The sequence below is a fragment of the Streptomyces sp. NPDC104313 genome, assembly GCF_055583985.1.
Genome location: NZ_JBVJMW010000019.1, coordinates 82,816 through 99,826, shown reverse-complemented (window position 1 = coordinate 99,826; position 17,011 = coordinate 82,816). Strand labels below are relative to the sequence as shown.

Annotated in this window: 15 protein-coding genes and 1 pseudogene; 8 read left to right on the top strand and 8 right to left on the bottom strand. The window is 72.1% G+C overall.

The features are described 5' to 3' along the window. Positions 1-226: 226 nt before the first annotated feature. Positions 227-1,348 carry a multicopper oxidase domain-containing protein gene (locus ACZ60Q_RS32095; RefSeq protein ID WP_469641076.1) on the top strand — a complete coding sequence of 374 codons (1,122 nt, stop codon included), beginning with the start codon at positions 227-229 and terminating at the stop codon, positions 1,346-1,348. 64 nt (positions 1,349-1,412) lie between these two features. Here the strand turns inward: ACZ60Q_RS32095 and ACZ60Q_RS32090 are convergent, their stop codons facing one another. Continuing rightward, complete coding sequence (locus ACZ60Q_RS32090) at positions 1,413-3,641, bottom strand: DEAD/DEAH box helicase (RefSeq protein ID WP_469641075.1); 2,229 nt, start codon at positions 3,639-3,641, stop codon at positions 1,413-1,415. 338 nt (positions 3,642-3,979) lie between these two features. On the opposite strand from ACZ60Q_RS32090, the gene ACZ60Q_RS32085 reads away from it, so the two are divergent. From ACZ60Q_RS32085 to ACZ60Q_RS32075, 3 genes are all read left to right on the top strand, one after another. Then, positions 3,980-4,774, top strand: coding sequence for a VOC family protein (locus tag ACZ60Q_RS32085; RefSeq protein WP_469641074.1), 795 nt, complete (start codon positions 3,980-3,982; stop codon positions 4,772-4,774). A gap of 113 nt (positions 4,775-4,887) precedes the next feature. Next, entirely contained in the window at positions 4,888-5,142 is a 255-nt protein-coding gene (locus ACZ60Q_RS32080) for a WhiB family transcriptional regulator (protein ID WP_469641073.1), read from the top strand. Positions 5,143-5,262: 120 nt separating this feature from the next. Further along, on the top strand, positions 5,263-5,385 hold the full coding sequence (locus ACZ60Q_RS32075) for a hypothetical protein (protein ID WP_469641072.1): 123 nt from the start codon (positions 5,263-5,265) through the stop codon (positions 5,383-5,385). Positions 5,386-5,439: 54 nt separating this feature from the next. On the opposite strand, the gene ACZ60Q_RS32070 is transcribed toward ACZ60Q_RS32075, so the two are convergent. Next, positions 5,440-6,414 carry an acyl-ACP desaturase gene (locus tag ACZ60Q_RS32070; protein WP_469641071.1) on the bottom strand — a complete coding sequence of 325 codons (975 nt, stop codon included), beginning with the start codon at positions 6,412-6,414 and terminating at the stop codon, positions 5,440-5,442. 176 nt (positions 6,415-6,590) lie between these two features. After that, positions 6,591-8,966: an ATP-binding cassette domain-containing protein gene (locus tag ACZ60Q_RS32065; protein ID WP_469641070.1), complete on the bottom strand. Its 2,376-nt coding sequence runs from the start codon at positions 8,964-8,966 to the stop codon at positions 6,591-6,593. Positions 8,967-9,129: 163 nt separating this feature from the next. Here ACZ60Q_RS32065 and ACZ60Q_RS32060 point away from each other — a divergent pair. After that, positions 9,130-9,321, top strand: a pseudogene (locus ACZ60Q_RS32060) (alpha/beta fold hydrolase); the annotation flags it as partial. Positions 9,322-9,337: 16 nt separating this feature from the next. Here the strand turns inward: ACZ60Q_RS32060 and ACZ60Q_RS32055 are convergent. Then, entirely contained in the window at positions 9,338-10,969 is a 1,632-nt protein-coding gene (locus ACZ60Q_RS32055) for an ABC-F family ATP-binding cassette domain-containing protein (protein ID WP_469641069.1), read from the bottom strand. Between the two features lie 209 nt (positions 10,970-11,178). After that, entirely contained in the window at positions 11,179-11,595 is a 417-nt protein-coding gene (gene ssgD / locus ACZ60Q_RS32050) for a spore wall synthesis regulator SsgD (protein ID WP_469641068.1), read from the bottom strand. A 202-nt stretch (positions 11,596-11,797) separates the two neighbouring features. Here ssgD and ACZ60Q_RS32045 point away from each other — a divergent pair, with 202 nt between their 5' ends. Continuing rightward, on the top strand, positions 11,798-12,919 hold the full coding sequence (locus ACZ60Q_RS32045) for a WD40/YVTN/BNR-like repeat-containing protein (RefSeq protein WP_469641067.1): 1,122 nt from the start codon (positions 11,798-11,800) through the stop codon (positions 12,917-12,919). A gap of 248 nt (positions 12,920-13,167) precedes the next feature. Here the strand turns inward: ACZ60Q_RS32045 and ACZ60Q_RS32040 are convergent, their stop codons facing one another. Next, positions 13,168-14,034, bottom strand: a complete 867-nt coding sequence (locus ACZ60Q_RS32040; protein WP_469641066.1) for an alpha/beta fold hydrolase — start codon at positions 14,032-14,034, stop codon at positions 13,168-13,170. Positions 14,035-14,160: 126 nt separating this feature from the next. Continuing rightward, positions 14,161-14,457, bottom strand: a complete 297-nt coding sequence (locus ACZ60Q_RS32035) for a YciI family protein (protein WP_469641065.1) — start codon at positions 14,455-14,457, stop codon at positions 14,161-14,163. 285 nt (positions 14,458-14,742) lie between these two features. Here ACZ60Q_RS32035 and ACZ60Q_RS32030 point away from each other — a divergent pair, with 285 nt between their 5' ends. Beyond that, positions 14,743-15,435 (top strand): endonuclease V, encoded by a 693-nt coding sequence (locus tag ACZ60Q_RS32030; RefSeq protein ID WP_469641064.1) that lies wholly within the window; start codon positions 14,743-14,745, stop codon positions 15,433-15,435. 209 nt (positions 15,436-15,644) lie between these two features. Beyond that, positions 15,645-15,788 (top strand): morphogenic membrane protein MmpA, encoded by a 144-nt coding sequence (gene mmpA, locus ACZ60Q_RS32025; RefSeq protein WP_469641063.1) that lies wholly within the window; start codon positions 15,645-15,647, stop codon positions 15,786-15,788. 28 nt (positions 15,789-15,816) lie between these two features. Here mmpA and ACZ60Q_RS32020 read toward each other — a convergent pair whose 3' ends face one another. Then, positions 15,817-17,007, bottom strand: a complete 1,191-nt coding sequence (locus ACZ60Q_RS32020; RefSeq protein WP_469641062.1) for a saccharopine dehydrogenase family protein — start codon at positions 17,005-17,007, stop codon at positions 15,817-15,819. Positions 17,008-17,011 lie beyond the last annotated feature (4 nt).

The window sequence follows — 17,011 nt, the reverse complement described above, 5'->3', positions numbered from 1 at the left end:
GGCTTGCTCGCTCTTCGTCGGTACTTCTTGATTCACTGCGACAGCGCACGAAGCTAGACCTCTTTTCGCGGTCCGCCAATAGGTAGGGCAGCAATCGTGTGAACTTTGTCCTGGGTGTGGATAAACGGGGGTGCCCCAGCTACGGTGTGGCCCGTTCCGGGATCCCGTGAGCGCCGCTCGGTTTCGGCGGCATCGCCAGTTTCCTTATCGCAGTGAGGAGTTCGACATGGACCGAAGGACCTTCAGCCGACGGATGCTGGTCGGTGGCGCGGCTGCGGCCGCGACCGGCGTGACATCGTTGTCGCTCGGAGCGGTGGAGGCGAGCTCGGCCGAGAACCCGCCGCGCACCGCCCCGGCCGGCGGTGTGGTGCGCCGACTGAAGATGTACGCCGAGAAGCTGGCGGACGGCCAGCTCGGCTACGGCTTCGAGAAGGGCAAGGCCTCGATCCCCGGCCCCCTCATCGAGCTGAACGAGGGCGACACGGTCCACATCGAGTTCGAGAACCTCACCGACGTCGACGCCAGCCTCCATGTCCACGGCGTCGACTACGACATCGCCAACGACGGCACCCGGATGAACAAGAGCCACGTCGAGCCCGGCGGCACCCGGACGTACACCTGGCGCACCCACACCCCGGGCCGCCGCAAGGACGGCACCTACGAGCCGGGCAGTGCGGGCTACTGGCACTACCACGACCACGTCGTCGGCACGGACCACGGCACCGGCGGCATCCGCAAGGGGCTGTACGGGCCGGTCGTCGTGCGCCGCAAGGGCGACATCCTGCCCGACCAGACCTGCACGGTCGTCTTCAACGACATGATGATCAACAACAAGACGGCCCACAACAGCGTCAACTTCGAGGCCACGGTAGGTGATCGGCTCGAATTCGTGATGATCACGCACGGCGAGTACTACCACACCTTCCACATCCACGGGCACCGCTGGGCCGACAACCGGACCGGCATCCTCACGGGCCCCGACGACCCGAGCCGGGTGATCGACAACAAGATCTGCGGCCCCGCGGACTCCTTCGGCCTCCAGATCATCGCGGGCGAACGCGTGGGCGCGGGTGCGTGGATGTACCACTGCCATGTCCAGAGCCACTCGGACATGGGGATGGCGGGGCTCCTGCTGATCAAGAAGGCCGACGGCACGATCCCGGGCTACGAACCCCACCACATGGCGGGCGGCGCGGAGAAGAAGGCCGGAACGAAGGGCGCCGACAAGGGCGCCGACAAGGACGCGGCGAAGGACGCGGCGAAGGACGCCGACAAGGACGCGGCGAAGGACGCCGACAAGGACGCGGCGAAGGACGCCGACAAGGGCGCCGGGGAGCACCAGCACTGACCCCGTCCGTGACCTCGTCCGTGGCCCCGTCCGGCACGGGACCCGTCGGCGGGGGCGGGCCCGGTCAGGGGCGGCCGGTGTCCTCCGCGAGCCGCCGCTGTTCCTCCTCGACGATGCGCCGGGCCAGCTCGGCGTCGGAGACGTCCACCGCGTCCGGGGTTCCCTCCGCGAGGTCGCTGCGCCGGGCGTACGCGTCGAAGAGCCGGTCCTTGCGGGCCAGCAGCTCCACGAGTCGCTGGTCGACGCTGTCCGTGGCCAGCAGCCGGTGCACCTGGACCGTGCGCACCTGGCCCATCCGGTGGGCGCGGGCGACCGCCTGGTGCTCCAGCGTGGGCTTGATCTGCGGCTCGCACAGGATGATCACGGAGGCGGCCTGCATGTTCAGCCCGGTGCCCCCGGCCTGGATCTGGCTCAGCAGCACCGCGTGCCCGTCCACGGCGGAGAAGGCGTCGACGAGCTCCTGCCGCCGGGCCGGCGCGACGCTCCCGGAGAGCGGCCCGAAGGCGTCCGGCCCGAGGGCGTCCCCGACCGTCGCGAGGACTTCGCGGAAGTAGGAGAAGACGACCACCTTCAGGCCGTTGTCCCGTGCCTCGTCGACGAGCTCGCGCAGCCGCCCCAGCTTGGCGGAGGACCCGGGCACGGCGTACGCGGACCGGCGCATCCGCATGAACCGCCCGGAAGCGACCGCTTGGTGGTAGGCGTCCCGGTCCTCGGAACCGAACTCCTCCCATTCGTCCACCTGGACCAGCGCCGGGAGTTCGGCCAGCACGTCGACCTGGTTGCGGCGCAGATAGGCGGGGGCGACCGCCCGGCGGAAGGCCCGCGAACCGGCCGCGCCGTGCGTGCCGCTCACCGACGGTGCCAGTTCGGGGCGGAGTTGGCGCACCAGGCTGCGGAACTCCTCGACCCGGTTCTCCATCGGGGTGCCCGTGAGGAACAGCACCCGCTCCACGTGCTCCGCCCAGCCGGCGACCGCCCGCGACCGACGGGTCGCGGGGTTCTTCACGAAGTGGGCCTCGTCCACGACCAGCATCCCGGGCCGCACCGAGGCCCCCGCCTCGGGCAGCAGGTGCAGCGCGTCGAAGGTGGTCACCGCCACCCCGCCGTTCTCACGCCAGTCCGCGAACGCCTCGCTCCGCTCCGCGCCGTGCACCGGTAGCGCGCGGAGCGTGGAGCGGGCACGGATCTCCCGGGTCCAGTTGATCAGCACACTCGCCGGGCAGACCACGAGGAAGTGGGTCTCGCCGTGGGCGGCGAGATGGGCGAGCGCCGCGATGGCCTGCACGGTCTTGCCGAGCCCCATCTCGTCCCCGATGACGACCCGCTTCTGCGCCAGCGCGAAGCGCGCCCCGAACGCCTGGTACCCGCGCAGGGACACCCGCAGATGTGTGTCGTCGAGGCGGAGCGCGCGTACCCGGTCCGCGATCCCGGCGGGTAGGAACCCCTCGGCGGCGTCCCGGTCCGGACCGCTGCCGGACAGCTCGGCGAGCAGGCTGTAGTACTCGGCGGACCGCAGCTCGAAGTCCACCCAGGCCTCTGCGGGCGACGCCGGGGACCGCAGCAGGTCGGCCGACGCCTGTGCGAAGAGCACCGGCAGATCCCGCTCCACGGCGTCCGCCACGCCCGCGTGCACCGAGCCGACCGCCTCGCGCACCCGCGCCCGTGTCTCCCGCCCGGTGAACAGCATGCGCAGCCGGCTCCCGGCCGGTTCGGCCGCCGCCACCGGGGGACCGAGCCGCTCGGCGAGCCGGCGGGCCGCGTCCACCGCCCGCCGCGCGTCCGCACCGGCCTCGGCCAGCCGGTGCAGGGCGATCACCAGCGCGGTGCTGGTGTCGTCCGGGGCATCCACGTCGATCCGCACCGAGACGGTGTCACGCACGGCGTGGGCGAGCTGCGCGGCGGCCGCCAGCGCCTGGTCGGCGGTGTGCGCACCGACGCCGGGGAGCTGCCGGAGCTCGTAGCGGTTCGTGCCGTGCACCTGTCCGACCGTGCCGAACCCGGCCTGCTCCAGAGCCCCGAGACGCAGCCGCCCCTCGGTGACGTCCTTGAGCCGGGAGACGGGGATGGTGGCCAGCTCCCGGCCCACCAGGGAGTCGAGCAGCGGATCGAGCACGGAGTGCACGGCGGCCACGGCGTTCGCCCGGTCCGCCGGCACGGCACGGGCGCTCTCCAGGAGCCGCTCCGCCCGCGCCAGCAGCCCACGGACCGCGCCGCCGGTGGGCACCGGGTTCTCGGCGTCCTCGCGGCCGGGTGTCCCGAGGGCCGTGCCGCCCGCCGCCCCGCTCTGCTTCATGTGCGTCCTTCTGTTCCCGGAGGGGTGTCTCACCGCCCCGGGACCCCGCTCCGCCGACTTTCCCGCCATCGTGCCACGCACCGCCGACAGGCCCCGTGCGCGCACCGCTGGTCCCGCCCCCGACAGCCGCGCGACGCGCCGGTCCAACGCTTCGCCCCGGCAGGCACACGATGCCTGACCTGAGCGCACGGCGGGCGCGAGCACCGCCGGTGGACCGCGCCCGGTCGGCCCCGCGCGGACTGCGGTCGTCGGTGCCCGGTGCAAGACTCGGAACGAGAGGAACCCCCCCCGGCAGCACAGGCCGAGCGGGATCACCCGGACCGACTGAGGAGCACGTCATGATCAACCCCACCTTCCTCGACGGAGCGCCCAACTGGGTCGATCTCGGCACCCCCGATATCGACGGGGCCACCGCCTTCTACCGGGAGCTGTTCGGGTGGGGCCTGGTCCCCGGCGGCCCCGAGGTCGGCGGCTACGGGATGCTCACCCTGGACGGCCGGTTCGTCGGCGGTGTGATGACGGTGTCGGAGGAGGAATCGCCGAGCGCCTGGTCGGTCTCCTTTCAGTCGCCCGACATCGCCGCCACCGCCGCGGCGGTGGCGCGGGCGGGCGGCAGCGCCGCGTTCGAGCCGATGAACGTCCTGGACTTCGGCAGCATGGGCGGCTTCACGGACCCGGCCGGAGCGTATTTCGGCGCCTGGCAGCCGAAGGAACACCCCGGCTTCGGCGTCGTCCAGGAGCCCGGCTCGTTCCTCTGGGCCGAGCTGTACACCCCCGACGTCCCGGGGGCGGCCGGGTTCTTCGAGAGCGTCTTCGGCTGGGGGACCGACCAGTTGAAGGTGGAGGGCGCCGACTACACCTACACCACCGTCCACCCGGCCGGCGCCGGTCCGGAGGCGTCGTTCGGCGGACTGGTCCGGATGGGCGACGTGCCGTCCGAGGCCGCCCGCGGCCCCCACTGGCTGCCGTATTTCGCGGTGGCCGACGTCGACGCCACGGTGGCCGGGGCGAAGCGGCTCGGCGGCACGGAGACCCTGGCCGCCATGGAGGTGCCCGGCGTCGGCAAGATGGCCAACGTCGCCGACCCGTACGGGGCCCCCTTCGCGGTCATGAGGCCTGAGCCGAGGCAGTAGACATGGGCGGAGACCACGGTCCCGGTCCCGGTGACGGTGACTCCGCGGACGCCCCGGAACGGATTGATGAATCGTTGATCAGTCGTTTATCGCCACCGGGCACCGTGTGCACCATGCTGATGAACACCGTGACCGACGACGCGCTCGCCTGGCAGGAGACCGCGTTGTGCGCGCAGGCCGGGCCCGAATTCTTCTTCCCGGCCCCGGGCAGTTCGACCCGCGAGGCCAAGCAGCTGTGCAACGCTTGCGAAGGTCGGCCGGCCTGCCTGGAGTACGCACTCGCCAACGACGAGCGGTTCGGCGTCTGGGGCGGGCTGTCGGAGAAGGAGCGCGAGCGGCTGCGCAGGGAAGGCCGCGACCGGCGCTGACCGCCCCCGGTCGCACACACGCACCGTAAACCCCTGGGTGTTCGGGTCGGGCCCGGCACGATCGGGCAGCCCGCGTGGCCGCCGGTACGCCGCTGCTCGCAGACGTACGCGTGACTGACCGTGGCGTGCGGCCTGCGCGCCGGGTGGACCGGGCCGTGGCGCACCCAGCTGCGGATGCTCCGCCGGCACTCCTCGGACGACGTACGCGACGTGGCGTACGCCGAGGCCACCGCCGAGGAGTGACGTCCCGGACCCGGCGGGCCATGACCCCTGACGGATCAGGGCCCCGGGTGGCGATCAGGCGCGGCCGCGTGCCACCATCCGGGCCTTGCGGGCCGCGAGCTTCTCGTCGAACTTCGACGCCTCGCTGTCCAGCCCGCCCATGTACAGACCGAGCTCCTCCTGGGCCTTCGCGCCCATTGGGCCGAGCCCGTCGATGTCCATGACCTTCAGGAAGCGCAGCACGGGCTGGATCACGTCGTCGTGGTGGATGCGCATGTTGTAGATCTCGCCGATCGCCATCTGTGCGGCGGCCCGCTCGAAGCCCGGCATGCCGTGTCCGGGCATCCGGAAGCCGACGACGACGTCGCGCACGGCCTGCATGGTCAGGTCCGGGGCCAGCTCGAAGGCGGCGCCCAGGAGGTTGCGGTAGAAGACCATGTGGAGGTTCTCGTCCGTCGCGATCCGAGCCAGCATCCGGTCGCAGACCGGGTCGCCGGACTGGTGGCCGGTGTTGCGGTGCGAGACGCGGGTGGCCAGCTCCTGGAAGGCGACGTACGCGACGGAGTGCAGCATCGAGTGCCGGTTGTCCGACTCGAAGCCCTCCGCCATGTGCGCCATGCGGAACTGCTCCAGCTTGTCCGGGTCCACGGCGCGCGAGGTGAGCAGATAGTCGCGCATCACGATGCCATGGCGCCCCTCCTCGGCGGTCCAGCGGTGCACCCAGGTGCCCCACGCGCCGTCGCGGCCGAAGAGGGAGGCGATCTCGTGGTGGTAGCTGGGGAGGTTGTCCTCGGTGAGGAGGTTCACCACGAGGGCGATCTTGCCGATGTCGGTGACCTTGGACTGGTCGGCCGCCCACGCCTCGCCGTCCTCGAAGACTCCGGGGAAGTTCCGGCCGTCGGAGAAGGGGACGTACTCGTGGGGCATCCAGTCCTTGGCGACCTTGAGATGGCGGTTGAGTTCCGTCTCCACCACCTCTTCCAGCGCGTACAGCAGCTGGGCGTCGGTCCACGCCTTCGAACTGCCGAGGTGGGGAGAGGTGATCGTCACGGGGAGCTCCTGGGGACGGGAGAATTACCTACGGCTTCGTAGGTTACGTGACCGTAGGTTAAGGCGGCCGTAAGGCCAAAGCCAAGCCCGCCCCCGGGATCGAGCGGATACGCGGAGTCATACGACGAGGTGGGGAGATGTGCGCGAGCCCTCCTGGGGCCCTTCCGGGCCGCGCTTCACCGTTCCGGAATGGATTGCTCCGATTCTGGGTTCCGAGGCTGTTCCACGCCGGGACCCAGGAGTGGTGCCATCCCCGGGTCCCGGCGCAGATAGCGGCCGGTGACGGACGTCGGATGCGCGAGCAGACCGGCGGGCGTCCCCTCGAAGACCAGCTCCCCGCCGCCCCTGCCGCCGTCCGGACCGAGGTCGATCACCCAGTCCGCCCGCTTGACCACATCCAGGTTGTGCTCCACGCAGATCACCGTGTTCCCCGCGTCCACCAGCCGGTCCAGCAGATCCACCAGCGCGCCCGTGTCCGCCAGGTGCAGTCCGGTCGTCGGCTCGTCCAGCACGTACACACTGGAGGTGCGGTGCAGTTGGGTGGCGAGCTTGATCCGCTGACGCTCACCGCCCGACAGCGAGGAGAGCGGCTGCCCCAGGGTGAGGTAGGTGAGGCCCACCGCGTCGAGGGTGCGCAGCCTCCGCAACAGCACCGGATCCTCGAACAGCCCGGCCGCCCGCTCCGCCGTCATGTCCAGGACGTCCACGATCGACCGGCCGCCGACCCGGTGCTTCAGCACGTCGTCATGGAAGCGGCGGCCCTCGCAATCCGGGCAGGTCGTGGTGACCGGATCCATGAACGCCAGATCGGTCGAGATCTCTCCGCGACCCGAGCAGCCCGCGCAGGCCCCGGCGGAGTTGAAGCTGAACAGCCCCGCGTCCACGCCGTTCTCCCGGGCGAACACCCTGCGGATGGCGTCCAGCGCGCCGATGTACGAGGCGGGGGTGGAGCGGGACGAGGCCGTGATCGCGTTCTGGTCGATCACCACCGCCTCCGGATACGCCGCCGTGAACACCCGCGACACCAGGGTCGACTTCCCGGATCCCGCCACCCCCGTCACCGCGGTCAGCACCCCGGCGGGGAACGACACGTCCAGGCCCTTGAGGTTGTGCAGATCCGCCCCGTACACCGGGAGCCGGCCGATGGGGGAGCGGACGGTCTCCTTGAGCGGGGTGCGGCCGCGCAACGACCTGCCGGTGAGCGTGTCGGTCTCGCGCAGCCGCTCGAAGGTTCCCTCGAAGACGATGTGACCGCCGTCGGAACCTGCCCGCGGCCCCATGTCGACGATATGGTCGGCGACGGCCATCACGTCCGGGTCGTGCTCGACGACCAGCACCGTGTTGCCCTTGTCGCGCAGCCGCACCAGCAGATCGCCCAGCCGCCCGACGTCGCGCGGATGCAGGCCGACGCTGGGCTCGTCGAAGACGAATGTCAGCCCGGTGAGCGAACTGCCCAGGTGTCGCACCATCTTGAGGCGCTGACCCTCGCCCCCCGACAGGGTCGTGGTCTCCCGGTCCAGGCTCAGATACCCGAGCCCGATGCCGACCAGCCGCTCCAGCCGTTCCCGGGCGGCGGCGGCGATGGGCCCGCCCACCGGATCGACGATCCGCTCCAGGACGCCGACGAGCTCGGAGACCTCCATCCGCCCGTAGTCGGCGGGCGAGAGCCCGTCGATCCGGGTGGCGAGCGCCGCCGCGTTCAGCCGTGCCCCACCGCAGGCCCCGCACACCCGCTCCACGGTGAACCGGGCGGCCGCCTCGCGCCGCTTCTCGGACAGCGAGGCGGTGTCGCGCTTGAGGTACAGGCGCTCGAAGCGCGTCACGACACCCTCGAACCGCATGTCGGCCGAGCCGGTCCGCATGTCGATGCGGACGGTGAACCCCGAGCCGTACAGCAGGACCCCGCGCTCCTCCTCGCCGAACTCGGACAGGGGCAGATCGTTGTCGAAGCGCCCCGAACCCCCGTACAGATTCCACTCCCAGCTGCCCACCGTCAGCCCGGGCAGCAGCAGTGCCCCCTCGTTCAACGACCTCGACCAGTCGATCGCCCGGTCGAGGTCCAGCTGGACCGTGCGCCCCACCCCGTCGCACTCCGGGCACATCCCGCTGGGGTCGTTGAACGAGTACGCGGTCGCCCCGCCCGCGCTCGGCGCCCCGCAACGGGAGAACAGCACCCGGATCACCGCCCAGATATCGGTCGCCGTGCCCACCGTGGAGCGGACGTTGCCGCCCAGGGGCTTCTGGTCGATCACGATCGCCACCGACAGGTCCTCGACCGACTCGACGTGCGGGCGCTCGTACTTCGGCAGCCGGTTGCGCAGGAACGAGGTGAAGGTCTCGTTCAGCTGCCGCTGCGACTCCACGGCGATCGTGTCGAAGACGACCGACGACTTGCCCGAACCGGACACGCCGGTGAAGACGGTGATCCGGCCCTTGGGGATCCGCAGGGAGACATCGCGCAGATTGTTCTCGCGCGCGCCGGTGATGACGATGTCGCGGTGTGCGGAGCCGGCGGTGCGGCGGGCCGGGTCGCGCTCGGAGAAGTGATCCATGAGCACGAAGCTAGGCGGGATACCCGACAGCTTCTGTCTCCTTTTCCCTGGAGATCCGAGGACCCGCTCGGACGGTGACCGCGCACCGCGGCCGGCCGGACGCCGGGCCGGTGGCGACATTCGTACAGGACCGAGGGCCGGCAGCCCGGTCATCCTCGCGTGCATGGGCATCCATGACAGCAAATACGCGCACGGAGTACACGTGGTCCACGACGGCCCGCAGGAGGCGCCCGGCGCTCCTGCTCATCCACGGATCGGGCGCCTCGGGCAGCTCCTGGGGTCCGGTGGTGCCGGCGCCGGCCCGCCGGTACCACGCCATCCGGTCGACCTGCCGGGTCACGGCCAGTCCCCGCCCCCACACGGGCACCCCCTCAGCGGCCCTCGCGCACCGCCTGCGCCGTCGTGTCCCGCAGTCCGCCCTCCAGCCGGAGCCAGCGGGTGATCCCGATCGACTCCAGGAACGGCACATCGTGGCTCGCCACGATCAACGCCCCCTCGTACGCCTCCAGCGCCTCGGTCAGCCGCCGGGCGCTCGCCAGATCGAGGCTGTTCGTCGGCTCGTCGAGCAGCAGCAGCCTGGGCGGCGGGTCGGCCAGCAGCAGCATCGCCAGCGTCGCCCGGAACCGCTCCCCGCCCGACAGGGTCCCCGCCGGGCGGTCCGCCGCGGCCCCCTTGAACAGGAAGTGGGCCAGCCGCGCCCGGACGGCGTTGTCCGTGGACCCGGGGGCCGAGCGCGCCACGTTCCGCGCCACCGACGACGCGTCGTCCAGCACATCCAGCCGCTGCGGCAGGAACCCCGTCACGACCAGGGCGTTCGCCTGGCCCGAGAGCGGTGTCAGCTGACCCGCGATGGTCCGGAGCAGCGCCGTCTTGCCCGCCCCGTTACGCCCGGTCAACGCGATCCGTTCCGGGCCCCGCACCATCAACTCACCTCGCAGCGGCGGCCCGTACGGCGGCACCGGGTCGCGCAGCAGCAGCACCTCGCTGCCCGGATGGACCCGGGTCCCCGGCAGCTCGACCCGGATCTCCTCGTCCTCCCGCACCGCCGACTCCGCCTTGTCCAGGCGCTCCTTGGCCGCCGCGAGCCGTTCGGTGTGCATGATGCGGTGCTTGCCGGCCGACTCCTGTGCGGAGCGCTTGCGCTGGCCCATCACGACCTTCGGCTCACGCCTGGTGTCCCACATCTTCTGCCCGTACCGCTTGCGCCGGGCCAACTTGATGTGGGCGTCGGCCAGTTCGCGCTTCTGACGCTGTACGTCCGACTCGGCGGCCCGCACCATGCGCTGCGCCGCCTCCTGCTCGACGGTGAGCGCCTCCTCGTACGCCGACAGATTCCCGCCGTACCAGCTGACCGCCCCCTCGCGCAGATCCGCGATCCGGTCCACCCGCTCCAGCAGCTCCCGGTCGTGGCTGACGACGAGCAGCGTCCCCGTCCAGGCGTCGACCGCGTCGTACAGCCGCCGCCGGGCGTACGCGTCCAGATTGTTCGTCGGCTCGTCCAGCAGCAGCACCCCGGGCCGGTCCAGCAGCAGCGCGGCCAGCCGCAACAGGACGCACTCGCCGCCGGACATCTCCCCGATGGCGCGCTCCAGCCCGATGTGCCCGAGGCCGAGCCTGTCCAGGGTGGCGAGAGACCTCTCCTCGATGTCCCAGTCGTCGCCGATCACGGCGAAGTGCTCCGCCCGGACGTCGCCGGACTCGACCGCGTCGAGCGCCGCGCGCCGGTCCGCGACGCCGAGGACCGTCTCGACCCGCAGTGCGGTGTCCAGGACAACGCTCTGGGGCAGATGGCCGAGCTCGCCGTGGATCCTGATCACACCGGACCGCGGGGTGAGTTCACCGGCGATCAAGCGCAACAGGGTCGATTTGCCACAGCCGTTGAGGCCGATGAGTCCGGTGCGGCCGGGGCCCACGGCGAGGTCGAAGCCGGTGAAGACCTCGCTCCCGTCGGGCCAGGAGAAGGCGAGCGAGGTACAGCTGATGTGGGTGTCGGAAGCAGACATACGGATCTCCCGTTGTTCGTCGGGAACGACAAGGACGGCTGAAGAAGCTGAGATCGCACACGGGCGCTCCGGGCCACGACAGGGCGCGGCGGGCGCTGCACGGTGTGCACAGGACCTCAGATCAGCAACGTCCTACTCCGATCGACGACAACAGGGACATCTCGAAGGTAGGGCCGGGGCACGGGCCCGGCAACCGGTTTACGGCGCGGTCAGCACGGACCGCCGAGCAGGTCGGTCAGACTCCGGTCCAGGTCCAGATACCGGTGCTCGTCGCCCACCGGCACCAGCTCCTGCGCGCGCTGGAGGAAGCGCCGCAGCTCCTCGGTGCGCACATGGACCATGGCGATGCCCTCGGGGGCGTGGAACTCCAGCACGGTCCGTTCGTACCCGAACGGCCGTACGCGTACGTCTCCCTGCCCGGCGGGTGAGTCCACCCCGGTGGCCAGCAGCTCACGGGAGAACTCCCAGGACACCTCGGTGCCTTCCAGGGTCGCCGGGGCCGGGAACGCGATGCGTACGGCGAAGGGGTACTGGCGGTCGTACTGAAGAGTGGCGGGCAGGGTCTCCATCCGCGGTGCGGACGCGACCATGCGGGCCTGCACGGACTGCTCGATAACGCTGGACAAGACCTGCTCCCTCTCGCGGCTGGGTGAACGGTTCCCGGCACTGGAGTAGACGACGGAACTCCTCGTTTCGTGCACCGGCGCGTGGCGTGAGCTGCGTCACCGGCTCCAGGCCGGTCCGGGCGCCGCGCAGCACCGCACGCCTGCCCCGTCGGCGGCTACGCACCCTGGACGGGCCCGGGCCCGTGGGCTAGCTTCCAGCGCCATGAAGGCCATGGGGAACACGAGACGGTTGATGGCACTGGTGACCGGCGGGGTGGCCCTGGCCGCCGCACTGGTCGCACCGGGCGCCCACGCGGCGCCGGCGGACGTCCCGGCCGGGGTAGCCGCCTCCCCGGAGGCGACCGGAGGCGGCTACCCCGGCTGGAAGCTCACCGCCACCGGCACGGAGGCCCGCTTCCGAGGGCTGGCCGCGGTCAGCCGCACCACCGCCTGGGTCGCCGGGTCCAAGGGCACGGTCCTGCGTACCGGCGACGGCGGCCGCACCTGGCGCGACGTGTCGCCGCCGGGAGCCGCCGAACTGGAACTGCGGGACATCGAGGCGTTCGACGGCCGCCGGGCCGTCGCCCTGGCCATCGGCGAGGGCGAGGCCTCCCGGGTCCTGCGCACCGACGACGGCGGGGCCACCTGGACCGAGTCCTTCCGGAACACCGATCCCCGCGCCTTCTTCAACTGCCTGACCTTCTTCGACAGTCGGCACGGTCTCGCGGCGGGCGACCCGGTGGACGGGAGGTTCCGGGTCCTGTCCACAGCGGACGGCGGCCGTTCCTGGCGGGTCCTGCCCGACGCCGGGATGCCCGCCGCCCAGCCCGGCGAGGCGGGCTTCGCCGCGAGCGGGCAGTGCCTGGTCAGCTCGGGGGCGAAGGACGTCTGGCTCACCACCGGGGGAGCGGCGACCGCTCGCGTCCTGCACTCCCGCGACCGGGGCCTCACCTGGACGGCGAGCGCGTCGATGCTCCCGGCGGGCGACCCGGCCCGCGGGGTATTCGCCGTCACCTTCCGCGACCGGGGGCACGGCATCGCCGTCGGCGGGGACTACCGCCCCGACCAGGCGTCCCCGAAGGCCGCCGCCGTCACCGGGGACGGCGGCCGGACCTGGCGGGCGTCCGCCACCCCGCCGCCCGCCTACCGCTCCGGCGTCACCTGGCTGCCCCACAGCCGCTCCGCCGCCCTGGCCGTCGGCCCGACGGGCACCGACCTCACCCTGGACGGCGGGCGCACCTGGCTAACGGTCGACTCCGGTTCGTACGACACGATCGACTGCACGCCCGACCTGGGCTGCTGGGCGGCGGGCGAGAAGGGGCGGGTGGCCCGGCTGGGGTTTTAGGGCGTGCTTCGAAAGTCCCGCCTGCCTGGCGACGCCTGGCACGCACGCTCACCGCGTTGTCGGGATCACCCCGATACATCCAGTATCGGGGCGACCCTCCGCCTTGCGATCGCACGCACCGGACGCCGCCAGGCCTGCCCTCCGGGCAGACGGCGCTACTTTCGCCCCAGACGCAGCCGACACCCGAAGGGCACCTCGTCGGGATCATGCCGGGCTCGAGGGGGCCGGCATGATCCGGGCGAAAGGTCTCAGGCGCCGTCGAGCACCTCCCGCAGCCGCTGCCCGAACTCGTCCGGCTTTCCCGGATAGCCGAACTCGCCGTCGAGGAAGCCGCCGTGATGGCTCGGGAAGACGCTCACCCGCTGCCCGAGCAGCTCGGCGGCAGCGACGGACGTCCGCCCGGTCAGCACGTCCCGGGACTCCTCGCCCACGGCGATCACCACACGGGTGGCGGCCGCGGTGAGGGCGTCCACGTCCGGCCGGTAGCCGCTGATCGGCCACGACCGGTCGGACAGCAGCGGGTCCTCGCGCGAGCCGTCGTCCTCGGTGGGCATGCCGAACGCGGCGGGATCGGGCGCGGGCTGCGCGAAGTACGCGTCGGTGAACTCGCCCTCCCACGAGGTCATGGCCACGAACGCGGCCATCCCGGCGCCCCACCCCCGCTCCTCGTACGCGTCCCGGACCCCGGCCCGCGCCCGGACGGCCGCCGGTCCGTCCGGGGTGAGCGTGATGAGCGGCGGCTCGTGCGCGACGAGGGTGGTCACATCACCGGGGTGGCGCGCCACGAGGGCGAGAGCGGTGATCGCTCCGCCACTGCTGGCGAACATCTCGACCGGCCCGGCCCCGAGCGCCTCGATGACGGCGTGCACGTCGTCGGCCTGGGTCTCGGGCACGTGGTCGGTCCGCCCGTCCTTACGGATGCTGCGGCCGAGCCCCCGCGGGTCGTAGGTCACAACGGTCCGCCCGGGGAAGCGTGCCGCGAGCGCGACGAATCCGGTGGCGTCCATGGGCTGCCCGATCATGAACAACGGCGGGCGGCCGTCAGCGGTCGGCAGGGGCCCGCGAACGTCGTGGACGAGGTCGGCGCCGGCTGTCTTGAGTGTGTTCGTTTCCATACCCGTGCAGACCGGTCCCGCCCCGGAAACTCATCGGTCGGCGCCGCCCGGAAACTCGTCGGCCGGTCCCGACCCGGAAACTCGTCGGCCGCGGCCGGACCGGCGGTCGGCGGGCCCGGCCGCCCGCTACGGCAACGGCTGCCGGTACGGAGCGAGTCCGGGCGCCGTCCTGGTGGCGACGAACTCGGTGATCCGGTACGCGCACACACCGTGCGCGGTGAAGGGATCGGCCGCAGCGATCCTCTCGATCGCCGCCCGGTCCTCCCCGACGGCCAGGATCACTCCGCCGTCCCGGGGGCTCTTGCGGCCCGAGGCGATGAAGACGCCCGCCGTGTACTGCTCGTCGAGCCAGGCGATGTGCTCCCGCATCAGCGCGTCGACGCGTTCGACCGGTGCCGTATAGGTCAATTCGAGTACGAACATGATCGTCAGGCTACGGGATTCCGGCCACCGCGAGCATGTACTGCATGGCCGTCAGCGGAGGGGCGGGCTCCTCCTGCGTAATCCCTCGATGCCGGTCAGGATCCGCGGGAGCACCGAGTTCCGGGGCGGCCGGACCGGCGCCGGGCCATCGAGACGTTCAAGGTCCGCTCTGTCCCGTCGCGCCGGTACGAGGATCCGGCCGCGACCGGTACACCCGGCCGGACCTGGGACCTCACGGCGCACCGGGTAACGGGCGCGAGCCCGTCACCGCATAAGCTTCCGGACATGACGACCTCCCCCACCCCCGCCCACGAGACCCCCGCCGACGAAGCCGAGGGCCGGGCGATCCAGGACCGGCTGCGCGGCCGGGTGATCCTGGACGAGGCGGGACCGGAGCCCGGAACCGGGCTGGTCACCGGGGTGGACGTGGCCTACGACGACGTGAAGGACGTCGTCGTCGCGGCCGCCGTGGTGCTGGACGCCGTGACCCTGAAGACGGTCGACGAGGCCACCGCCGTCGGCCGGATCACCTTCCCGTACGTCCCCGGGCTGCTGGCCTTCCGGGAGATCCCGACGGCGTTGGAGGCGCTGGAGGGGCTGAGCGTCGATCCGGGCCTCGTCATCTGTGACGGTTACGGTCTGGCGCACCCGCGCCGCTTCGGACTCGCCAGCCACCTGGGCGTGCTCACCGGTCTGCCGGTGATCGGCGTCGGCAAGAACCCGTTCACGTTCACGTACGAGGCCCCCGGCCCCCGGCGCGGAGACTTCTCCCCGCTGCTGGACGGCGAAGAGGAGGTCGGCCGAGCGCTGCGCACGCAGGAGAACACCAACCCGGTGTTCGTCTCGGTGGGCCACCGCATCAGCCTCGACAACGCCTGCGCCCACACGCTCCGCCTCGCCGGCCGGTTCCGCCAGCCGGAGAGCACCCGCCGGGCTGACGCCCTGTGCCGGCAGACCCTGCGGGAAGCGACCGCCTGACACGGGTCCCGCGGCTCCGGGCCGCCGACGGAGGCGAGAGGACCGCGCCGGCGTCCTCGTGACGGACCGTCCGCACACCGACCAGGACCCGTCGTGGGTGCGGGAACAGCTGCCGCCGGGCCGCGTGATGGTCCCGGGCGTGAAACAGTCCTGCAACTGAGTACCCGTACGGATGGCGTAGATCCGTACGGCTGGGCAGGCTGATACGCATGAACGCCTCTCGCACAGCCGTCCGCCCCGTGTCCTTCGACCCCGCTCAGCGCCGCATGGCCCTCGGCATGCTCCTGGGGAGCGCCGTCGGGCTCGTCTGGCTGGGCGCGATGCTCTACACGCTGGCCGGCTGGATCTTCTAGACGCCCTGGATTCGCCCCAGGGTGTCGGCTACCGTACCGCCGCCACCCGGAACCGCAGCCCCGCCGCCGTCAGCCGCTCCAGGAGCGCGTCGCCCATGGCCACCGCCGTGGTGACCTGCCCGGAGGACTCCGGCAGCTCGTCCAGGGCCAGGCACACCGCCGACTCGGCGAGGATCTTCGCCGTCTCGCCGTAACCCGGGTCGCCGCCGGACACCTCGGTGAAGACGCGCCGCCCGCCACCCTCGCCGACGAAGCGGATGGTGAACCAGCTCCGCCCACGGCGTTCCTCGTCCGGCCCCCGCCCCGGTTGGTAACGCCCCATCAGCCACTCCCGGGCGCCCTCCACCTGCGCGGCGGCCACCAGCGCGCCGATCGCCACCGGGGCGCCGAGGGCCATCGGCAGCGTCTTGACCGAGGCGAAGTGCCGGTAGCGGAAGTCGGGGCCGTACCGCTCCAGGGAGCGCGCGGAGCGGCCCACGATCGTCGGGTCCACCGTCGGCAGCGGCAGCGCCCAGGTGCCGATGGACCCGCTGAAGTGCGGGGAGCCCGCCGGGGTGCGGACACGCCGGCCCACCAGGCGCGGCTCGTGCAGTCGGCGTTCCCGTGCGGCGGCCAGCATCTGCGGGCCCCTGCCCATCGCGGTCAGTGCCGAGGCGAACGTCCCGCCGGAGAACACCGCGCCGGTGCGGACGAAGCCGTCGACGGTCAGGGGGACGTCCTCGGGCAGCTGCTTGACGGTGAAGTAGACCCCCAGGTCGTGGGGGACGGAGTCGAAGCCGCACGCGTGCACGATGCGCGCCCCCGTCTCGCGGGCCCGTGCGTCGTACTCCAGATACGTCCGGTCGATGAACTCCGCCTCGCCGGTGAGGTCCGCGTAGTCCGTCCCGGCCTCCGCGCAGGCGGCGACGAGCTTCTCGCCGTAACGGATGTACGGCCCCACCGTCGTGGCCACCATCCGGGTCGAGGCGGCCAGTTCGGCCAGGGCCTCCGCGTCGTCCGCGTCGGTCTCCAGCAGCGGCAGATCCGCGCAGCCGGGTGCGATCGCGGTGAGCTGTTCGCGCAGCCGCTCCAGCTTGGCCCGGCTGCGGCCGGCCAGCGCCCAGCGCAGGCCGGCGGGGGCGTGGGCCGCCAGGTACTCGGCCGTGAGCGTCCCCACGAAGCCGGTGGCACCGAAGAGGACGACGTCCAAGGGGCGTTTCGCGTCGTTCTGCCTGTTCACGAGT

Coding starts and splice junctions, on each gene's coding strand:
- ACZ60Q_RS32080 (WP_469641073.1), top strand. CDS start 4,888: ATGCTGATGAACACCGTGACCGACGACGCGCTCGCCTGGCAGGAGACC.
- ACZ60Q_RS32045 (WP_469641067.1), top strand. CDS start 11,798: ATGAAGGCCATGGGGAACACGAGACGGTTGATGGCACTGGTGACCGGC.
- ACZ60Q_RS32035 (WP_469641065.1), bottom strand. CDS start 14,457: ATGTTCGTACTCGAATTGACCTATACGGCACCGGTCGAACGCGTCGAC.
- mmpA (WP_469641063.1), top strand. CDS start 15,645: ATGAACGCCTCTCGCACAGCCGTCCGCCCCGTGTCCTTCGACCCCGCT.
- ACZ60Q_RS32055 (WP_469641069.1), bottom strand. CDS start 10,969: ATGTCTGCTTCCGACACCCACATCAGCTGTACCTCGCTCGCCTTCTCC.
- ACZ60Q_RS32030 (WP_469641064.1), top strand. CDS start 14,743: ATGACGACCTCCCCCACCCCCGCCCACGAGACCCCCGCCGACGAAGCC.
- ACZ60Q_RS32040 (WP_469641066.1), bottom strand. CDS start 14,034: ATGGAAACGAACACACTCAAGACAGCCGGCGCCGACCTCGTCCACGAC.
- ACZ60Q_RS32090 (WP_469641075.1), bottom strand. CDS start 3,641: ATGAAGCAGAGCGGGGCGGCGGGCGGCACGGCCCTCGGGACACCCGGC.
- ACZ60Q_RS32085 (WP_469641074.1), top strand. CDS start 3,980: ATGATCAACCCCACCTTCCTCGACGGAGCGCCCAACTGGGTCGATCTC.
- ACZ60Q_RS32065 (WP_469641070.1), bottom strand. CDS start 8,966: ATGGATCACTTCTCCGAGCGCGACCCGGCCCGCCGCACCGCCGGCTCC.
- ACZ60Q_RS32095 (WP_469641076.1), top strand. CDS start 227: ATGGACCGAAGGACCTTCAGCCGACGGATGCTGGTCGGTGGCGCGGCT.